The organism is Luteibacter sp. Sphag1AF, from assembly GCF_014192715.1.
Taxonomy (GTDB): domain Bacteria; phylum Pseudomonadota; class Gammaproteobacteria; order Xanthomonadales; family Rhodanobacteraceae; genus Luteibacter.
Window position 1 is genome coordinate 402,580 of record NZ_JACHYH010000002.1, and the last position, 17,576, is coordinate 420,155.

Sequence of the window (17,576 nt, forward strand, 5' to 3'; positions counted from 1 at the left end):
TATGTGATCCAGGTGGATGGCTTCAAGTCCGGACGCAGGGTGCGATCCTCAAGGATCGTTTGGGGGAAAGGCTCTGGCCAGTGAACACATGAAACACGACAACGTGATCAAGATTCTCTTCATCGAAGACTCGGTCGAAGACGCCGAGTTGCTGATCAACAATCTGCGTAATGGGGGCATCGCCGTACGACCGGCGCGCGCCACCTCGCTGGACGAACTTCAATCCAGCCTCGATGAGCTGGTGCCCGATCTGGTCATGCTGAACCCGGCCATCGCCGGCATGAATGCCACCGACGTGGCCCGCCAGCTCGACGCCAGCGGCCGCGACCTCGCACTGCTGGCTGTGGTCGACACCCTCAACGACAACATCGTGGCTGACCTGTTTGCCAGCGGCGCGCGCGGCGTATTGCTGCGCAGTCGGCCCGATCAGGTGCTCGCCGTGGTGCAGCGTGAATTCGAGTCGCTTTCCACGCGCCGCCAGGTGCGCAAGCTGGAAACCTCGCTGCGCGAATCGGATCGCCGCTGCGACGCGTTGCTGGATTCCTCGCGCGACGCCATCGCGTATGTACACGAAGGCATGCACGTCCGGGTCAATCAGGCCTACCTCGAAACCTTCGGCTTCGAAAACCTGGACGACATTCTGGGCCTGCCCATCCTTGATCTGATCGCCAGCGGTCAGGCCGACGAATTCAAGGCGCTTCTGCGCGGTCTCTCGCGCGGCGACAAGCCGCCCTCTCACATCGACCTTCAGGCACGCCGCGACGACGGCAACACCTTCAAGGCCCGCGTGGAATTTGCTCACGCCACCTTTGAAAACGAGCCCTGCCTGCAAATCATCTTCCGTCAGCAGGCGGTCGATCCGGCACTGGTAGCGCAGTTGCAGCGCGACCCGGTCACCGGTCTGTTCAACCGCGCGCGCACCCTCGCCTGCATCGACGAGGCGGTGGCAGCCGCCGCAGGCGGTCAGGACGGCCAGGCCGTGCTGCTGGTAGAGCCGGACAACTGGAAAGACCTCGTGGGCAGCATCGGCATCGGCCAGGCAGACAGCCTGTTTGCCGCCATTGCCGCCAAGGTCAGCGATGCCATCGACGAAGACGACATCGTCGGCGTACTGGGTGACCACACGCTGGGCATCATCCTTTCCCCGCGCAATGATCTGGAGCATGCGGCCCTGACCGAACGGCTGCGCGCCGCCGTCGCGGAAAGCATCTTCGATGCAGGCACGCGCTCGGTCACCATCACGCTGACCGTGGGCGGCACGCTGCTGGCAGAGAAGAACGCCAAAACCGAAACCGTGCTGGATCAGGCAGGCACCGCGTTGCGCAGTGCGCAGAATCAGGGCGGCAACCGTTCGGAAATTCACGACCCCAGCGCACGCGAAAAGGCAGATGCCGAGCGCGAGCAGTACTGGCTGGACCTCGTCCGCCAGGCGCTGGACAGCGATGGCCTGCGCCTCTATCACCAGCAGATCATCAGCCTGCAGGATGCCTCGGGCGAGTTCTACGAAATCCTGGTGCGCATGCGTGGACCGAAGGGCGACGTGCTGCCCTCGTACTTCCTGCCGGTGGCCGAGCGTAATGGCCTGCTACCCGCCATCGACCGCTGGGTGCTGGGCCACGCCATCGACGCCCTCGCCCACCGCGAGAAAGATGGCCTGACCACCACGTATTTTGTGAAGGTCACGCTGCAGGCAATCCAGGAGCCGGACCTGCTGGTCTGGCTGCAACGCCGGCTCGAAACGGCCAGGCTCCGTCGCAGCACGCTGGTCATCGAAATGCCCGAGAGCAAAGTGCTGACAAGCCTGCGTCCGGTGCAGGAATTTGTTGCCGGCTGGCGCAAGGCGGGTGGCAAGTTCGCTCTGGAACAGTTCGGCTCCGGCCTCAACTCATTCCAGCTGCTCACTCACGTGGAAGCGGACTTCCTGAAGATCGACCGCAGCTTCATGACGGACCTGCCGCAGCACCCGGAAAACCAGAAAAAGATCGCCGAGATCTGCAAGGAAGGTCACGCATCCGGCAAACAGACGGTCGCCGAGTGGGTGGAAGATGCCGCCAGCACGTCGCTGCTGTTTGCCTGCGGCGTCGACTTCGTGCAGGGCAACTTCCTGCAGGAACCGGCCAAGGTGCTGGCCGAGGAATACTCAGCGGTGTAATGCGCTTTACGCCCACCCCACATGGGTGGGCGTTATCTTGCCCGGAGCATCCAGGCCAAATTGCAGGCACGAAAAAACCCGCGAACCGAAGTTCGCGGGTTTTTTTGTGTCGCTATACCGGCCGATATTACTTGGCGGCAGCAGCGGCCTTGGCGGCAGCCTGCTTCGCGACCTTGGCAGCCGCGGCGGCAGCCACGTCTTCCTTGATGCGGGCAGCCTTGCCTTCCAGACCACGCAGGTAGTACAGCTTCGCGCCGCGAACCTTACCCTTGCGCTTCACTTCGACCGAGTCGATAGCGTGGCTGTGCGACTGGAACACGCGCTCGACGCCCGTGCCGTGCGAAATCTTGCGCACGGTGAAAGCGGAGTTCAGGCCACGGCTACGCTTGGCAATGACGATGCCTTCGAAAGCCTGGACGCGCTCGCGAGCGCCTTCCTTAACCTTCACATTGACGATCACCGTGTCGCCAGGACCGAAATCCGGCAGCTGGCGGATGATCTGCTCGGCTTCGAACTGTTGGAGAAGTTTGTTCATGGCACACCTGTCAATTTTTGTTACGGCGGTCGTTGTCGGCCGCACCGTTTAGCCGTGCATATTCACGGCGAAATTCATCCAGCAATGCACGCGATTTGTCATCGAGCACACGCTGCGTGAGCAAGTCCGGCCGGCGCAGCCAGGTACGACCCAGCGACTGCTTGTGGCGCCAGCGGGCTATGGCCGCGTGGTCGCCGGAAAGCAGCACCTCCGGCACGCCGCCCCATACATCGTGATGTACAGGCCGGGTGTAATGCGGGCAATCCAGAAGACCGTCCGAGAACGAATCCTGCTGGGCAGACTGCGCGTCGTTCAACGCACCGTCCTGAAGACGACCTACCGCATCGATAATAACCGCTGCGCCAAGCTCCCCGCCAGACAGCACATAATCGCCGATAGAAAGTTCTTCGTCGACTTCGTTCTGCAGCAGGCGTTCGTCCACGCCTTCGTAACGTCCACAGATCAGAGCAACTCGCGGCGTTTTTGCCAGCGCTTCCACTCTGGACTGCGTCAGCCGCGCGCCTTGCGGGCTGAGATAAATCACGTGCACCGGTTCAGGTGCCGCCTCCCGTACGGCCGCGAGGGTCGCACGCAAGGGATCAATCAGCATCACCATGCCCGGTCCACCGCCAAAGGGGCGGCCGTCCACAGTGCGGTAGTTGTCGGTGGCGTAATCGCGGGGGTTCCAGGTTTCCACCTGAAGAAGCCCACGCTGCTGCGCTCTTCCAACTACCCCGACATCAGCCGACTGGCGGACGAAATCGGGAAAAAGTGTAACGACATCGAAGCGCATGACCCTCAACCCACCTGCGGAATGATCCGCTTCAGAATTCAGGGTCCCAGTCCACGACCACACGGCCGGCAGACAGGTCGATCGAGTGCACGTACGGACCCCTGACATAGGGAATCAAGCGTTCGCGCTCGCCGTTCCGGACCACCATGACGTCGTTGGCGCCGGTTGCGAACAGATGACTGACGCGACCGAGCACTTCGTTTTCCAGGGTGACGACCTCGAGACCTTCGAGATCGGTCCAGTAGAACTCGCCCTCGGCGGGCGCCGGCAGCTGATCGCGTGCGACTGTGATTTCACAGCCGATCAATGCAGCAGCCTGCTCGCGATCATCGATACCCGGCAGGTAGGCCACAAGACCTTTTCCCTGCGCGCGTCCGTTGATCCCGCCGATTTCCTTTTCCACACCCGGCGCGCTGAGCAGCCAGGGCTGGTAACGGAAAATCTGGATGCGGGGCTCGGTCCAGGATTCAAGCTTGACCCAGCCCTGCACGCCATAGAGTCCGACAATGCGTCCCAGACGGACGCGCTTACCGGACTCCGTCGTCATTAAGCAGCCAGCTTGCCGGCTTCTTTCACGAGCGCACGGACTTTATCGGTCATCTGCGCACCCTTCGCGATCCAGGCCTGAACCTTGGACACGTCGAGTTCAAGACGCTTGTCTGCGCCCGAAGCGACCGGGTTGTAGTAGCCGACACGCTCGATGTTACGACCGTCGCGCTTGTTGCGCTGGTCGGTCACGACGACGTGATAAAACGGACGGCCCTTGGCGCCACCGCGCGAAAGACGAATCTTAACCATAGTTACGAGCTCCAGAGTTGCCGGGTACCGGCAGGCGCACGCGATGCGGGCGCGGTAAACCCGGCATTTTAGCGAATAAAAGGAAAAATGGAAGGCCTTTCGGCCAGTTGGGGGCGAATGGGTTCATTCACCCCCCTTTCGATCAAGGCCGGATCAGCGCATGGGCGGCATGCCGCCCATGCCTCCCATGCCCTTCATGGCGCCCCGCATCTGCCGGAGCAGACCCTTGCTGCCGCCCTTGGACAGCTTGGACATCATCTTTTCCATCTGCATGAACTGCTTGAGCAGACGGTTCACATCGGCCGGCTGCGTGCCCGAACCCCGCGCCACGCGGGCTTTGCGGGAACCGTTCAGCAGATCGGGGTGACGGCGCTCTTTCTTCGTCATGGAGCCAATGATGGCCACCATGCGCTTGAGTTCACCATCGTTGACCTTGGATTTCACGCTATCGGGAATGTTCGACATGCCGGGCAGCTTGTCCATGAGACCGGCCAGGCCGCCCATGTTGTTCATCTGCTCAAGCTGGTCGCGCATGTCGTTGAGATCGAAGCGCTTACCCTTGATGACCTTTTCGGCCAGCTTCTGGGCTTTTTCCTGATCGACCTTGCGCTCCACTTCCTCGACCAGCGACAGGACGTCGCCCATGCCAAGGATGCGCTGAGCCACACGATCCGGATGGAACGGCTCCAGGGCATCGGACTTTTCCCCCGCACCCAGGAACTTGATGGGACGGCCCGTGACATAACGGACGGAAAGCGCGGCACCGCCGCGGGCATCGCCGTCTGTCTTGGTCAGCACCACGCCGGTAAGCGGCAGGGCGTCGGAGAAGGCCTTCGCGGTGTTGGCCGCATCCTGACCCGTCATGGAGTCCACAACGAACAGGGTTTCGATGGGATCAAGCGCGGCGTGCAGCGCCTTGATCTCCGCCATCATGGCCTCGTCCACGTGCAGACGGCCCGCGGTATCCACGATCAGAACATCGACCACCTCGCGGCGGGCGGCGGCCATGGCATCGCGTGCGATGACGACCGGGTCCTGCCCGGCCTCGGACGGGAAGAACGAGACCTCGACCTGCGAGGCCAGCGTACGCAGCTGTTCGATAGCGGCCGGACGGTAAACGTCGCAGCTGACCACCATTACTTTCTTCTTCTTGCGCTCTTTCAGGAAGCGCGCAAGCTTGCCCACGGTCGTGGTCTTACCCGCACCCTGCAGACCGGCCATCAGCACAACGGCCGGCGGCTGGGCGGCAAGATTCAATTCGGTGTTCGCGGTACCCATCACGGCCGTCAGCTCATCGCTGACCACCTTGACGAGCGCCTGACCCGGCGAAAGGCTGCGAAGCACTTCCTGACCCACGGCGCGAACCTTCACGCGCTCGATCAGGGCCTTCACCACCGGCAGGGCGACGTCGGCTTCCAGCAGCGCGATGCGGACTTCACGCAGGCTCTCGCGGATGTTTTCCTCGGTCAGGCGGCCACGGCCACTCAGGCGCTTGACGGTTTCGGAAAGGCGTTGGCTCAGCGATTCGAACATGGCGAGTCGGTAGTCTGGTGTAAACGGCGGATTATAGCCCTACCCGGGGCCCCACGTCGGCATCCTGCCTCAAATGCCACTGTGTCGCATTCACGAAAACCCGGGTGCTATGCCACACTTCCCCGCCATGATCATCCTCGCCCTCACGCTGCTTGCCCTCGCCCTGTATCTGGCCTCCGCAGCCGCGCTGGCCCGTCCGCTGTTCACGGGCAATCAGCCACTGACCCGCGTGGCGATGAGCATGGCCTCGGTCGCCGCCCTCGCCCACGTTGGCGTGTTGCTGCTGGCTCACCATGGCACGCTGGACTTTCATTTCTTTGCCGCGCTGTCGCTGATGGCCTGGGTGGTGTCCGTACTCACCCTGATCGTCAATCTCACCCTGCCCGTGGCGGGGCTGGGCGTATTGATTTTCCCACTCACCGCGGCCCTGCTGGCGCTGGACGTCTTCATTGCTGGGCCCAGCGCGCCCAAGCCGATGAACTGGCAGATCGAGCTTCACGTGACCATGGCCGTGCTGGGCTTCGGCCTGCTGTCGATCGCCGCGGCGCTGGCCATCCTGCTGGCCATCCAGGAGCGTGCCCTGCGACGCAGCCAGTTCGGCCACTGGCTGCGCGCCCTGCCCCCGCTCACGGCTACCGAAGTACTGTTCTTCCGGCTGATTGCCGTTGGCTTCGTGCCACTGACCCTTACCTTGGTGACGGGCGCGCTGTTTGTCGGCAACCTTTTCAGCCAGCACCTCGTGCACAAGACGGTGCTCTCGATTGCGGCGTGGATCGTGTTCGGCACGCTACTGTGGGGCCGCTGGCGCTACGGCTGGCGCGGCCGCCGCGCAGTGAACCTCACCCTGATCGGCATGGGCGTCCTGCTGCTGGCTTTCTTCGGCACCAAAGCCGTACTGGAACTGATCCTGCATCGCGGCGGCTGACGCCGACAGAGCCCTCAAGGTAGCGCGCTTGCTCGCGGTGCCCGTGAAGCCAACGGCCAGGGCCAGCGCAAGTACCCGAAGCAAGCAAGCTCGCTCCCACAGCGGGCCCGATCATTCACTCGCGACAGGCGTCAATGGCCTGCGACAGCCTCTCCACACCGATGACTTCCATATCGCCAACCTTCCCACGCTTGGGGGCATTGGCCTGCGGAACCACCGCACGGCGGAAACCATGGGTTGCCGCCTCCTTCAGGCGCTCCTCGCCATTGGGCACCGGGCGAATCTCGCCTGACAGCCCTACCTCGCCAAAGGCAATCGTTTTTTCGGGAAGCGGCCGGTCGCGCAAACTGGACAGCACCGCCATCAACACCGGCAAATCCGCCGCCGTTTCCTGCACACGAATGCCGCCCACCACATTCACAAAAACATCCTGATCGTAAGCGGCAATACCGCCATGCCGATGCAGCACGGCCAGCAGCATCGCGAGGCGATTCTGCTCCAGACCCAGCACCACGCGGCGCGGATTGCCCAGCGACGACTGATCGACCAGCGCCTGCACCTCCACCAGCAACGGCCGCGTACCTTCACGGGTGACCATCACGGCACTGCCGGGCGTCGGGCCCGAATGAGCGGAAAGGAAAATGGCCGACGGATTGGGCACCTCGCGCAACCCCTTCTCCGACATGGCGAACACGCCCAGCTCATTCACCGCGCCGAAGCGATTCTTGAACGCGCGCAGCACACGAAACCGGCTGCCGGATTCGCCTTCAAAATAGAGCACGGCATCCACCATGTGCTCCAGCACGCGCGGGCCGGCAATACCGCCCTCCTTGGTCACGTGCCCCACCAGGAACACAGACGTACCGGTTTCTTTCGCAAAACGCGTGAGTTTCGCGGCGGATTCTCGTACCTGACTGACCGAACCCGGGGCGGCGGTAAGCTGCTCCGTCCAGATGGTCTGAATGGAATCAATGACCAGCACGCGCGGACGGGCCGACACTGCCTGCTCAAGAATGCGCTCGATGCATGTTTCGGCCAGCGCCTGCAGCGGGGCAAGCGGCAAATCCAGGCGCTGCGCCCGACCCGCCACCTGAGCCAGCGATTCTTCGCCCGTGACATACAGACTGGGCAGCACCACACCCAGCGTGCCGAGCATCTGCAACAGCAATGTCGACTTGCCGATACCCGGATCGCCGCCAATCAGCACGACTGATCCATCGACAAGGCCACCGCCAAGCACCCGATCCAGTTCGCCGATGCCCGTATGGGTACGCGCTTCGGCGGTAAGCAGCACTTCGGTCAGCGGGGTGATGCGCGGAGCACCCGCCGCGTCGCCGGCATAGCCACCGCGCCGGGCGCCCGCAGAGGCCACCACGGGCTTGGCGGCCTGCACCACGAACTCACTGAGCACATTCCATACGCCGCATTCGGCGCATTGCCCCTGCCACTTGCTGTGTTCTGCACCGCATTCGGTGCATACGTATGCCGTTTTGGCCTTCGCCATGATTCGTGCCGTGTTATTACGCGAAGGAGACTTATAACGCACCCGCGTCGCACGAACCGATACGCAGACCGATTCAGCGCTCGTCTTCGACGAACAGCACGCGACGGGTCATGCCACAGGTAAGGTCATAAGAGATGGTGCCAGCGGACGCCGCCACCTCCTCCACAGGCAAGCCCTCACCCCATAACACCACCGGATCACCCACGCGCGCCTCCGGCACGTCGCGCAAATCCAGCGTGATGAGATCCATCGACACGCGCCCCACCAAGGGAATGCGCCGTCCGTTGACCAGCACGGGCGTACCCGTGGCCGCGCTGCGCGGATAGCCGTCGCCATAGCCGATGGCAGCCACACCAATGGCCATGTCTTGCGGGCACTCATAGGTGCCGTTGTAACCCACGCGCTCGCCACGACGCAGCATGTTGATCGCCACCAGCCGCGTGGACAGCGTCATCGCCGGACGGAAACCAAAATCCGTACCCGACTGCCCCTCCACGACCGACAGGCCATAGAGCAACCCACCCGTACGGACCCAGTCGCCACGCGCATCCGGCCAGCCAAGCACCGCCGCCGAATTGGACATTGCCCGCGAACCCGGCAGACCTTCGGTAGCTTCCGCAAAGCGCTGAATCTGCTCACCCGTATCCGGATCGTCAAACGCCTCAGATGAAGCGAAATGAGTCATCAAGCCGACGTCTGCATCGACAGCAGGCATGGCCGACAACAAGCCGTGCACTTCGCGCACGCGATCAGGCGAAAAGCCAAGCCGATGCATGCCCGTATCGACCTTCACCCACACACGCAGGGTGCCACGCTCCGGATCGGCGCGTGCCAGCCACGGCAACTGGGCATCGTGGTGAATCAGGGCCTCCAGGCGAAGCCGCTGCATTTCCAGGATGTCGTTGGGGCTGTCGGGACCGGACAGCACAACGATGCGCTGCTTGTGTCCTGCCGCGCGCAGGCGCAGGCCATCACCGATGGCGGCAACCGCAAACGCGTCAGCATCCTTGGAAAGCGCGCGCGCCACACGCTCCAGCCCATGGCCGTAAGCATCGGCCTTCACGACGGCCATGACCTGAGCGGGCCCGGCCAGAGCTTTCACCCGGGCCAGGTTGTGGCGCAAAGCGCCCAGATGAATGGTGGCGACAGTTGTACGACTCATGCTTCTCCAGCGCGAAAGAGCAGCGCCACGAAGTGGGGGTTGAACGGAGACCGGCGCGCTCCGCAGAACGCGTCGCCGGGATGGTAGCAGCACGGGCCTGAAGCCCTGACGGCACACCCCCGGAGCATGCCTGCGGGCAAAGCCCGGGCCCTGTCAGTCCCGGGGCATTTACCGGGCAAAGCAACGGCCCGAGACCAACCGCAGCCAGGCTACTTTGACAGTTGCAGCAAAGCGGACGAGACCCACCCTCGATTGCCCATTTCGTCCTCGACCTCCCACATCACGCCCTGCTTGTTGCCAGTGGGATAGACCATCATGCCCGGGTCAAGCGTTCGCACCGCCTTTCCAGTGCCCGCAGCATTCGGCAACAGGCGAGCAGGCTTGGCAACGGTAGCGGCCTGTCGCGCGCCTGCCGCGGAAGCATTGGCAGGCAATCCACCCAGCTCGGTCACAAGTTTCGTGTACGCATCCAGGTACGCCATGGTGATGACCTGCCCGGCTTTGGTATTGGTGTAGCCACCCAAGCCTGCACCTCCCAGACCCGAACCACCCCACAGGCCACCGCCCGCGCCGAATCCGAAATCGACTTTCTCTGCATGACCCTCGACCATGGCCACCTGCTCGGACGAACGCACGTCGGTCACGGTCAGAACAACGTCCGCCGTCTTTGATTGCAGGTTTACCGAAGCAACAAGACCACCAGCCGGTCCACCAATGAGCCCACCCAGCAGCCCCGTTGCCGCACTTCCGCCGGCGTCCTGATTACTGGAAATGAGATCAGGCAAAAGGACGTAGTCGGCGGCTTTGACCTGGCCCTTGCCCATATTGGAACTGCCGCGAAGCTCACCACCTGAGGCAAGCGCGCGCTCCCGCATCGCCGCATCCATGCCCGCGCCGCGATCGAGCAGCGTGAAGCATCCGGACTTGTTGACGAATACCTTGATAAGCCTCGACGGGGACGGCAAACGCTGACCTGTCCACCAGTCCTTGACAGGATCGGGCTCCTCGACCGAGATCGAGCCGATTTTTTTTGTGCAACGGGGTATTTCCGCCACCTTCTTTTCGTGCTCCTTCTGCGCATTCTTGACCTGCGGATTGATCTGGCATCCCGCCAGCGCGGTCGTGAGCGTAAGAAGCAACGCACCTGCGAATACAGGTTTCCTGCAGCATTCCATGGAATGACTCCTGTCCAATATGCCCCTGGGTTGAACGAACGCCTCCGTGCCGGCTCGTTGTAACGAGCGGACACGACAAGATGCGGCGCGCGTGTTTCCACGATACGCACCGATCCATTCCAGACCCAGTTGGCTTATGCACTGGAAGCAGCAGCCCATCCCTGAAAACCATCGCGGGCGGCCACCACAGCAGGAAAGCCTTAGTCGAAGCTACCCACGTACGAGTCGGGCGCGAAGTTTTCGAACTTCGTGTAGTGGCCCAGGAACGCCAGCTTCACCGTATCGGTGGGGCCGTTTCGCTGCTTGCCGATGATGATTTCGGCCAGGCCCTTATCGGGCGATTCTTTGTTGTAGTACTCGTCGCGGTAGATGAACATGATGACGTCGGCATCCTGCTCGATAGCGCCGGACTCACGAAGATCGGACATCATCGGACGCTTGTCGGCGCGCTGCTCCAGCGAGCGATTAAGCTGGGAAAGCGCGATGACCGGCACATTGAGCTCCTTGGCCAGCGCCTTCAAACCTCGGGAAATTTCCGAAATTTCCGTCGCGCGGTTTTCCTTGTTGCCCGGCACCTGCATCAGCTGCAGGTAGTCGATGACAATCAGGCCCAGGCCATGTTCACGCTGAAGGCGGCGCGAGCGCGAACGCATCTCCACCGGCGAAAGTGCCGGCGTGTCGTCGATGAAGATTTTCGCATCGGACAGCATGGTGATCGCAGAGGTCACGCGCGGCCAATCTTCCTCGGCCAGGTCACCGTTGCGCAGATGCTGCTGGTGGATGCGGCCCAGCGACGAAATCAGACGAAACGCCAGCTGGGACGCCGACATTTCCATCGAGAACACGGCGACCGACTTCTTGCCACGCATGGCGGCAGCTTCGGCGATATTCAGCGCGAAGGCCGTTTTACCCATCGAAGGACGTGCTGCCACGATGATGAGATCGGACGGCTGCAAACCGGAGGTGAGCTCGTCCAGATCGGTAAACCCGGTGGAAAGGCCGGTGAGCTGTCCGCGCTTCTCGTAGCGCTCAGTCAGCATGCGGAACGCCTCGCTGACAGCCGTACGCATCGACACGATGTCTTTCTTGCCGCGCGCGCCCGATTCCGCAATATGGAAGACGCGCTGCTCAGCAAGCTCCATCACTTCCTGGACGCTCTTGCCCTCCGGGCGATAACCATCTTCCGTGATGGACGTTCCCGCGTCGATCAGCATGCGCAGCACGGATTTTTCGCGAACGATGTCGCCATAAGCGGCGATGTTGGCGGCACTGGGCGTGGAGTTGGCCAGTTCCATCAGATAGCTGGCGCCACCGACCATGTCGGCCATGTCGTTGGCCGCGAACCAGTCGCCCAGGGTGATGGCATCGCAGGGCATGCCCTTGTTGGCCAGCTCGTTGATGGCCCGCCAGATCATGCGGTGATCTTTGCGATAGAAGTCTTCGTCCGTGAGCTTGTCGGCCACCTTGTCCAGGGCATCCGGTGCCAGCATCAGGCCACCCAGTACGGCCTGCTCGGCCTCGATGGAATGCGGCGGAACGCGCAGTGCCTCGATGGCGGGATTACCGCTGCCACCAGTTTTGCGTTCGGGAACAAAGGACATGGACTACCTCACGGTCTGGCCGCCGACGACGGCGAGCCTCTGCAAAACCATCATACGCGCGAGCGTCTCGCGCGTTGAGAGCATAAGTCTGTGGATAACCTGTGGATGACTGTGGATAACCCTGGGCGGGCTGGTTCCACGCATCCCGGAAACGAAAACGGGCGCCCGTAAGGCGCCCGCTCTCTCAAGTGGCGAAAAGCTTCGCTTACTTGTTGTCGGCGACCACGATCACCTTGACGGTGGCCTGGACGTCAGCGTGCAGAGCAACGATAACGTCGAATTCGCCGGTATTGCGGAACGGGCCTTCGCTCTGGATGACTTCGCTCTTGTCGACTTCAAAGCCAGCAGCCTTGAATGCTTCAGCGATGTCGCGCGGGCTGACCGAGCCGTACAGCTTGCCTTCCGGCGACGCGTGCACGCCAATCGTCACCGACTGACCTTCGAGCTTGGCCTGACGGCCTTCGGCGCCGGACAGCTGGTCCTTGGCCTTCGCTTCGTACTCGGCACGACGTGCTTCGAACGCAGCGATGTTTTCGGCATTGACGCGAACAGCCTTGCCGGTCGGCAGGAGGAAGTTACGACCGTAACCCGGCTTGACGTTGACCTTGTCGCCGAGGTTGCCGAGGTTCTTCACCTTCTGGAGGAGAATCAGTTCCATGGGTATTCCTTACTTTTCGTTAGCACGGGATGGGCCCCATGCAGCCAGGACGGTTGTCCGAAAGATGCCTTGAAAGATGCCCCCTGAGGATCAGGGGGCAACTCATCAGACGTCGTGGTTGTCGGTGTACGGCAGCAGCGCCAGGAAACGGGCGCGCTTGATGGCCGTGGCCAGCTGACGCTGGTAACGAGCCTTGGTACCGGTGATGCGGCTCGGAACGATCTTGCCGTTCTCGGTCACGTACTGACGGAGCGTGTTGAGATCCTTGTAATCAATCTCTTTGACGCCTTCAGCGGTGAAACGGCAGAACTTGCGGCGGCGGAAAAACTTGGACATGTCTTTGGCTCCCGATTAGTCGTCGCTGTCGCGGTCGTTGTCGCGATCATTATCGCGGCTGCCACGGCGATCATCGCCTTCGCTGTCGTCGTCACGGCGACGCGAACCCTTCTGCTCGTCCTTTTCCTTGCTCTTGAGGATGAAGGACGGCTCGAGGTCGGCTTCGTCGCGGCGAACCACGAGGTGGCGCAGGACGGCGTCGTTGAAACGGAAACCGGTCTCGAGTTCGTTCAGCGCGTTCTGGCTGACCTCGATGTTCAGCATCACGTAGTGAGCCTTGGCGAGGTTCTCGATCGGGTAGGCAAGCTGACGACGGCCCCAGTCTTCAAGACGGTGGATCTTGCCGTTGTCGCCCTCGATAAGCGCCTTGTAGCGCTCGATCATCGCGGGCACCTGCTCGCTCTGGTCCGGGTGAACCAGGAAAACGACTTCATAATGACGCATGGTGTCTCCTTGTGGATGCACCCCTTGCGGGGATGGCAGCCTCCCGTTATTGGCGGTGAGGCAAGATGGCCGTCCGGACGGACAGCCAGCCGCGCATTGTAGCGGGCTAATCAGGTCAGGGGCAATGGGCGGCGCCGGAGCGCCGAATCTCAGCCGACGGTGAAACTCTCACCGCAGCCGCACTCCCCCGTGGCATTGGGGTTGTGGAAGACAAAAGCTGCGTTGAGCCCCTGCTTCTGGAAGTCGATCAGCGTGCCATCCACCAGCGGGAGGCTTTTTGGATCGACGATGACGCGGATGCCGTCGATATCCAGCACGGCATCGCCCTCGGCCACGGCGCTGGCCAGATCCACCACGTAGCCGAAGCCCGAGCAGCCGGTGCGCTTCACGCCGAAGCGCACGCCTGCCGCCTCGGGGGACGCCGCAAGAAAGCCACGCATGCGGTCATTGGCAGCTGGAGTGATCTGAATCGTCATAAAAAGGCCGTTTATCTCATTTAGCGTTGCGAACGGGTCGCCGTTCACCTTACGCCTACATTATCATCTGGGGTCGATCTACATGCGCCGATATGCGGCGCTCCTGACGGAGTTTCAATCAATGACGGTGGTAAGCGTCAAGCAGGCACTGGCTGGCGGTACGTCCGCAGCCGAGCAGGAAGTCACGGTACGCGGCTGGGTGCGTACCCGGCGTGATTCAAAGGCCGGACTGTCCTTCGTTAATGTGAGCGACGGCTCCTGCTTCGATCCGATCCAGGTGGTTGCCACCGCCGAACTGCCCAATTACGAGTCCGGCGTGAAGCACCTGACTGCCGGCGCGGGCATCATCGCCACCGGCAAGCTGGTGCCTTCGCAGGGCAAAGGCCAGGCATTCGAGATCCAGGCCACCCACATCGAGATCACCGGCCTGGTGGACGATCCGGAAACCTATCCGATCCAGCCCAAGCAGCATTCGATGGAGTTCCTGCGCGAGGTCGCCCACCTGCGTCCGCGCACCAACCTGTTTGGTGCCGTGACCCGCGTGCGCCACACCATGATGACGGCCATCCACCGCATCCTGACCGAGCAGGGCTTCTTCTGGATCAACACCCCGATCATCACCACGTCCGATGCCGAAGGCGCGGGCGACATGTTCCGACTGTCCACGCTGGACCTGGCCAACCTGCCGCGCGACGACAAGGGCAACATTGATTTCCGCAAGGATTTCTTTGGCCGTGAAGCATTCCTGACCGTGTCCGGCCAGCTCAACGTCGAAGCCTATGCGCTGGCGATGAGCAAGGTGTACACGTTCGGCCCGACCTTCCGCGCCGAGAACTCCAACACCACCCGCCATCTGGCGGAGTTCTGGATGGTGGAACCGGAGGTCGCCTTCAACGACCTCACAGCCAACGCCGATCTGGCCGAAGTGTTCCTGAAGGGCATCTTCAAGGCCGTGCTCGACGAACGCCCCGACGACATGGCCTTCTTCGCCGAGCGCGTGCAGCCGGACGCCATCACGCGCCTGGAAGCATTCATCGCAAAACCCTTCGAGCGCATCGAGTACACCGAGGCGGTGTCGATCCTGCAGAAGTCCGGCAAGAAGTTCGAGCACCCGGTCGCCTGGGGCATCGACCTGCAGACCGAGCACGAACGTTACCTGGCTGAGGAACACATCGGCCGTCCCGTGGTCGTTATGAACTACCCGGAACAGATCAAGGCTTTCTATATGCGCCTGAACGACGACGGCAAGACCGTGGCGGCCATGGACGTGCTGGCTCCGGGCATTGGCGAAATCATCGGTGGTGCCCAGCGCGAAGAGCGCCTGGACTATCTGGATCGCCGCATGGAGCAGTTCGGTCTCGACAAGGAAATTTACAGCTGGTATCGCGACCTGCGCCGCTACGGCACCGTGCCGCACGCCGGCTTCGGCCTCGGTTTTGAGCGTCTTCTGGTGTATGTCTGCGGCCTTGCCAACATCCGCGATGCCATCCCGTATCCCCGCGCGGCAGGGAGTGCCGAGTTCTGAAGAAGCGATCATGGCCAGACATCCGATCCAAGTAGCACTTACGACCCTGGCACTGCTCGCGCTGGCCGCGTGCAGTGCCATCGTGCCGCCCAACCTGCGCCCGCCGGAAAACCCGACGGGCACCATCGACCTGGCACGCAAGCAATTGCAGGGCGCATCGCCGTGCTGCGGCAGCTTCGCGGATCTGTCCTACCAGGACATGCTGCCCTGGCAGCCCAAGCGCTTCCAGCTCAACAGCAACAGCCCGGTCGCAAACCTCAATGGCGACCGCAGCTACTTCCTTGCATTTCGCCTGCCGGGCGCCGCCAAGATGCCCTACACCATTGCGCTCAAGTCCGAGCTCAATGGGCGCTGGCTGAGCTCCAGCTACCTGTTCGCACCCACGGCCGTGCTTCTGGATGACGCCTTCCAGCCGATCCATTCCGAAGACCTGCAACTGTGCGAGTACATCGGCTGGACCAGCGAGACTACGGGTGCGTTCGGCAGCCTCAAGGTGATGGACGACAAGGCGCGCTATCTGGTGGTGTATTCCTCCGCCAAGCAACAGGCCGCGCAAACCTACTGGGAACAGTCGCCCACCACGTTCTCGGCCGAAGCGCCCATCAAGATGAATTCGGCCGGCAGCTTCAAGATTCCGCACGGCCCTGATGGCGTGCTGTATGTCGGCATCCAGAACGACACCTATCGCAAGGCGCTGCAAAATGCCGTCTGTGGCAAGCAGGAAAGCGGCAACGGCGTGATCTCCACGCTGCGTTCTGTCGTGGACAACAACCTGTTGCATCACGACGTCGACAACCCGAAAGACAAGGGCACGTAAGCCCACGGACATGACGTGCTGATTCTCTACATCCTGCTTCTGTTTGCCGGCATTGGCGCGTTCTTGCTGAGCTTCGTCGCGCAGTACCGCTTTGCCGCCATCCTGCGCTCGCGCTATCCGGACCAGTGGAAGATCATTTCCGTGCCGGACCACGGCAAGCCCAGCGGCATCCGCACGTGGATGCGAATGCAACACGTGCTTCGCTCAGAAGCACCGGTATTGTTCGACGACGCCCAGCTCTCGGCCTGGCAGCGACGCTGGCGCATTGCGCCACGCATCGGCTGGGTCTGCTGGTTTGTCGCCATCGCCATCCGGTACTTCGCAGCTCACTGACCCACGAGGACCCATGCCATGCAATTGAATCTCACGGGGCGCCACGCGCTCGTATGTGGAGCCTCGCAAGGCATTGGTCGCGCCACCGCCATGGAACTGGCGCTTCTGGGCGCCAGCGTCACCCTGCTCTCGCGCTCTGCGGATGCCTTGCAGGCCGTAGCCCATGAACTGCCCCGCGATGCGGGACAGCAACATCATGTCGTGGTGGCCGACACGCTGAATACCGGCCACCTTGCCTCCGTGGCCATTGATGTCGTGCGTCGCTCACCCGTGCACATCCTCATCAACAACAGCGGTGGCCCGCCGGGCGGCCCGGCCAGCACGGCCGAGCCCGACGCGTATCTGGCCGCCTTCCGCCAGCACCTCATCGCCGGACAAACGCTTGTGCAGGCCTGCCTGCCCGGCATGCGCGAGGCGCGCTACGGCCGCATCGTCAACATCATTTCCACGTCGGTGAAAGAACCGCTGGCCAACCTCGGCGTATCCAACACCGTGCGTGCCGCCGTCGCCGGCTGGGCCAAGACGCTTTCCGGCGAACTGGCAGCCGATGGCATCACGGTCAACAACGTACTGCCCGGCTACACGCGCACAGCGCGCCTGGACAACATCCTGGCCACCACCATCCAGCGCACCGGCAAGAGCCAGGCTGAAGTGGAGCAAGGCATGCTCGCGGGCGTTCCGGCGGCCCGCTTTGGCGAAGCGGCCGAAGTCGCCGCCGTGGCCGCGTTCCTGTGCACGCCCGCAGCGGCTTACGTCAACGGCGTCAGCATCCCCGTGGATGGCGGTCGCACCCGTTCGCTGAGTTGATG

19 protein-coding genes are annotated in these 17,576 nt (G+C 62.5%); 6 read left to right on the plus strand and 13 right to left on the minus strand.

Translation table 11 applies throughout. The annotated features are described in order from the left end of the window. Positions 1 to 88: 88 nt before the first annotated feature. The gene (locus FHW69_RS08880; protein ID WP_183422680.1) at positions 89 to 2,152 is read left to right on the plus strand and encodes an EAL domain-containing protein; all 2,064 of its coding nucleotides are present in this window, start codon (positions 89 to 91) and stop codon (positions 2,150 to 2,152) included. Positions 2,153 to 2,279: 127 nt separating this feature from the next. Here FHW69_RS08880 and rplS read toward each other — a convergent pair whose 3' ends face one another. From rplS to ffh, 5 genes are all read right to left on the minus strand, one after another. After that, the gene (gene rplS / locus FHW69_RS08885; protein ID WP_183422681.1) at positions 2,280 to 2,687 is read right to left on the minus strand and encodes a 50S ribosomal protein L19; all 408 of its coding nucleotides are present in this window, start codon (positions 2,685 to 2,687) and stop codon (positions 2,280 to 2,282) included. A 10-nt stretch (positions 2,688 to 2,697) separates the two neighbouring features. Then, complete coding sequence (gene trmD, locus FHW69_RS08890; protein WP_183422682.1) at positions 2,698 to 3,480, minus strand: tRNA (guanosine(37)-N1)-methyltransferase TrmD; 783 nt, start codon at positions 3,478 to 3,480, stop codon at positions 2,698 to 2,700. A gap of 31 nt (positions 3,481 to 3,511) precedes the next feature. Then, entirely contained in the window at positions 3,512 to 4,027 is a 516-nt protein-coding gene (gene rimM / locus FHW69_RS08895; protein ID WP_183422683.1) for a ribosome maturation factor RimM, read from the minus strand. Beyond that, positions 4,027 to 4,278, minus strand: coding sequence for a 30S ribosomal protein S16 (gene rpsP, locus FHW69_RS08900; RefSeq protein WP_183422684.1), 252 nt, complete (start codon positions 4,276 to 4,278; stop codon positions 4,027 to 4,029). Before rpsP ends, rimM begins: the two co-directional genes overlap by 1 nt. Before the next feature lie 153 nt (positions 4,279 to 4,431). Then, positions 4,432 to 5,811 carry a signal recognition particle protein gene (ffh, locus tag FHW69_RS08905; RefSeq protein ID WP_183422685.1) on the minus strand — a complete coding sequence of 460 codons (1,380 nt, stop codon included), beginning with the start codon at positions 5,809 to 5,811 and terminating at the stop codon, positions 4,432 to 4,434. Positions 5,812 to 5,938: 127 nt separating this feature from the next. Here ffh and ccsA point away from each other — a divergent pair, with 127 nt between their 5' ends. Continuing rightward, complete coding sequence (ccsA, locus tag FHW69_RS08910; protein ID WP_183422811.1) at positions 5,939 to 6,736, plus strand: cytochrome c biogenesis protein CcsA; 798 nt, start codon at positions 5,939 to 5,941, stop codon at positions 6,734 to 6,736. Positions 6,737 to 6,851: 115 nt separating this feature from the next. Here the strand turns inward: ccsA and radA are convergent, their stop codons facing one another. The 8 genes from radA to FHW69_RS08950 all read right to left on the minus strand — a co-directional run bounded on the left by radA (position 6,852) and on the right by FHW69_RS08950 (position 14,092). After that, the gene (gene radA / locus FHW69_RS08915) at positions 6,852 to 8,240 is read right to left on the minus strand and encodes a DNA repair protein RadA (protein ID WP_183422686.1); all 1,389 of its coding nucleotides are present in this window, start codon (positions 8,238 to 8,240) and stop codon (positions 6,852 to 6,854) included. A 73-nt stretch (positions 8,241 to 8,313) separates the two neighbouring features. Beyond that, positions 8,314 to 9,402, minus strand: a complete 1,089-nt coding sequence (gene alr / locus FHW69_RS08920) for an alanine racemase (RefSeq protein ID WP_183422687.1) — start codon at positions 9,400 to 9,402, stop codon at positions 8,314 to 8,316. Between the two features lie 209 nt (positions 9,403 to 9,611). Continuing rightward, positions 9,612 to 10,577, minus strand: coding sequence for a CsgG/HfaB family protein (locus tag FHW69_RS08925; protein ID WP_183422688.1), 966 nt, complete (start codon positions 10,575 to 10,577; stop codon positions 9,612 to 9,614). Between the two features lie 200 nt (positions 10,578 to 10,777). After that, positions 10,778 to 12,178, minus strand: coding sequence for a replicative DNA helicase (locus tag FHW69_RS08930; protein ID WP_183422689.1), 1,401 nt, complete (start codon positions 12,176 to 12,178; stop codon positions 10,778 to 10,780). Between the two features lie 205 nt (positions 12,179 to 12,383). After that, on the minus strand, positions 12,384 to 12,836 hold the full coding sequence (rplI, locus tag FHW69_RS08935) for a 50S ribosomal protein L9 (RefSeq protein WP_183422690.1): 453 nt from the start codon (positions 12,834 to 12,836) through the stop codon (positions 12,384 to 12,386). Positions 12,837 to 12,941: 105 nt separating this feature from the next. Beyond that, positions 12,942 to 13,172 carry a 30S ribosomal protein S18 gene (rpsR, locus tag FHW69_RS08940; protein WP_056006113.1) on the minus strand — a complete coding sequence of 77 codons (231 nt, stop codon included), beginning with the start codon at positions 13,170 to 13,172 and terminating at the stop codon, positions 12,942 to 12,944. 15 nt (positions 13,173 to 13,187) lie between these two features. Then, a complete protein-coding gene (rpsF, locus tag FHW69_RS08945) occupies positions 13,188 to 13,616 on the minus strand; it encodes a 30S ribosomal protein S6 (protein ID WP_183422692.1) in 429 nt (142 codons plus the stop codon). 149 nt (positions 13,617 to 13,765) lie between these two features. Next, positions 13,766 to 14,092, minus strand: coding sequence for an iron-sulfur cluster assembly accessory protein (locus tag FHW69_RS08950; protein ID WP_183422693.1), 327 nt, complete (start codon positions 14,090 to 14,092; stop codon positions 13,766 to 13,768). 121 nt (positions 14,093 to 14,213) lie between these two features. On the opposite strand from FHW69_RS08950, the gene asnS reads away from it, so the two are divergent. The 4 genes from asnS to FHW69_RS08970 are packed head-to-tail and all read left to right on the plus strand — an operon-like array spanning position 14,214 to position 17,574. Next, positions 14,214 to 15,617: an asparagine--tRNA ligase gene (asnS, locus tag FHW69_RS08955; RefSeq protein WP_183422695.1), complete on the plus strand. Its 1,404-nt coding sequence runs from the start codon at positions 14,214 to 14,216 to the stop codon at positions 15,615 to 15,617. 10 nt (positions 15,618 to 15,627) lie between these two features. Further along, entirely contained in the window at positions 15,628 to 16,434 is an 807-nt protein-coding gene (locus tag FHW69_RS08960) for a MalM family protein (RefSeq protein ID WP_183422696.1), read from the plus strand. A gap of 15 nt (positions 16,435 to 16,449) precedes the next feature. Further along, on the plus strand, positions 16,450 to 16,767 hold the full coding sequence (locus FHW69_RS08965) for a hypothetical protein (protein ID WP_183422697.1): 318 nt from the start codon (positions 16,450 to 16,452) through the stop codon (positions 16,765 to 16,767). An 18-nt stretch (positions 16,768 to 16,785) separates the two neighbouring features. After that, positions 16,786 to 17,574, plus strand: coding sequence for an SDR family oxidoreductase (locus FHW69_RS08970; RefSeq protein ID WP_183422698.1), 789 nt, complete (start codon positions 16,786 to 16,788; stop codon positions 17,572 to 17,574). Positions 17,575 to 17,576 lie beyond the last annotated feature (2 nt).

Coding starts and splice junctions, on each gene's coding strand:
- FHW69_RS08925 (WP_183422688.1), bottom strand. CDS start 10,577: ATGGAATGCTGCAGGAAACCTGTATTCGCAGGTGCGTTGCTTCTTACG.
- rimM (WP_183422683.1), bottom strand. CDS start 4,027: ATGACGACGGAGTCCGGTAAGCGCGTCCGTCTGGGACGCATTGTCGGA.
- FHW69_RS08960 (WP_183422696.1), top strand. CDS start 15,628: ATGGCCAGACATCCGATCCAAGTAGCACTTACGACCCTGGCACTGCTC.
- FHW69_RS08970 (WP_183422698.1), top strand. CDS start 16,786: ATGCAATTGAATCTCACGGGGCGCCACGCGCTCGTATGTGGAGCCTCG.
- FHW69_RS08950 (WP_183422693.1), bottom strand. CDS start 14,092: ATGACGATTCAGATCACTCCAGCTGCCAATGACCGCATGCGTGGCTTT.
- asnS (WP_183422695.1), top strand. CDS start 14,214: ATGACGGTGGTAAGCGTCAAGCAGGCACTGGCTGGCGGTACGTCCGCA.
- trmD (WP_183422682.1), bottom strand. CDS start 3,480: ATGCGCTTCGATGTCGTTACACTTTTTCCCGATTTCGTCCGCCAGTCG.
- rplI (WP_183422690.1), bottom strand. CDS start 12,836: ATGGAACTGATTCTCCTCCAGAAGGTGAAGAACCTCGGCAACCTCGGC.
- FHW69_RS08880 (WP_183422680.1), top strand. CDS start 89: ATGAAACACGACAACGTGATCAAGATTCTCTTCATCGAAGACTCGGTC.
- FHW69_RS08930 (WP_183422689.1), bottom strand. CDS start 12,178: ATGTCCTTTGTTCCCGAACGCAAAACTGGTGGCAGCGGTAATCCCGCC.
- alr (WP_183422687.1), bottom strand. CDS start 9,402: ATGAGTCGTACAACTGTCGCCACCATTCATCTGGGCGCTTTGCGCCAC.
- rpsF (WP_183422692.1), bottom strand. CDS start 13,616: ATGCGTCATTATGAAGTCGTTTTCCTGGTTCACCCGGACCAGAGCGAG.
- radA (WP_183422686.1), bottom strand. CDS start 8,240: ATGGCGAAGGCCAAAACGGCATACGTATGCACCGAATGCGGTGCAGAA.
- ccsA (WP_183422811.1), top strand. CDS start 5,939: ATGATCATCCTCGCCCTCACGCTGCTTGCCCTCGCCCTGTATCTGGCC.
- ffh (WP_183422685.1), bottom strand. CDS start 5,811: ATGTTCGAATCGCTGAGCCAACGCCTTTCCGAAACCGTCAAGCGCCTG.
- rpsP (WP_183422684.1), bottom strand. CDS start 4,278: ATGGTTAAGATTCGTCTTTCGCGCGGTGGCGCCAAGGGCCGTCCGTTT.
- rplS (WP_183422681.1), bottom strand. CDS start 2,687: ATGAACAAACTTCTCCAACAGTTCGAAGCCGAGCAGATCATCCGCCAG.
- rpsR (WP_056006113.1), bottom strand. CDS start 13,172: ATGTCCAAGTTTTTCCGCCGCCGCAAGTTCTGCCGTTTCACCGCTGAA.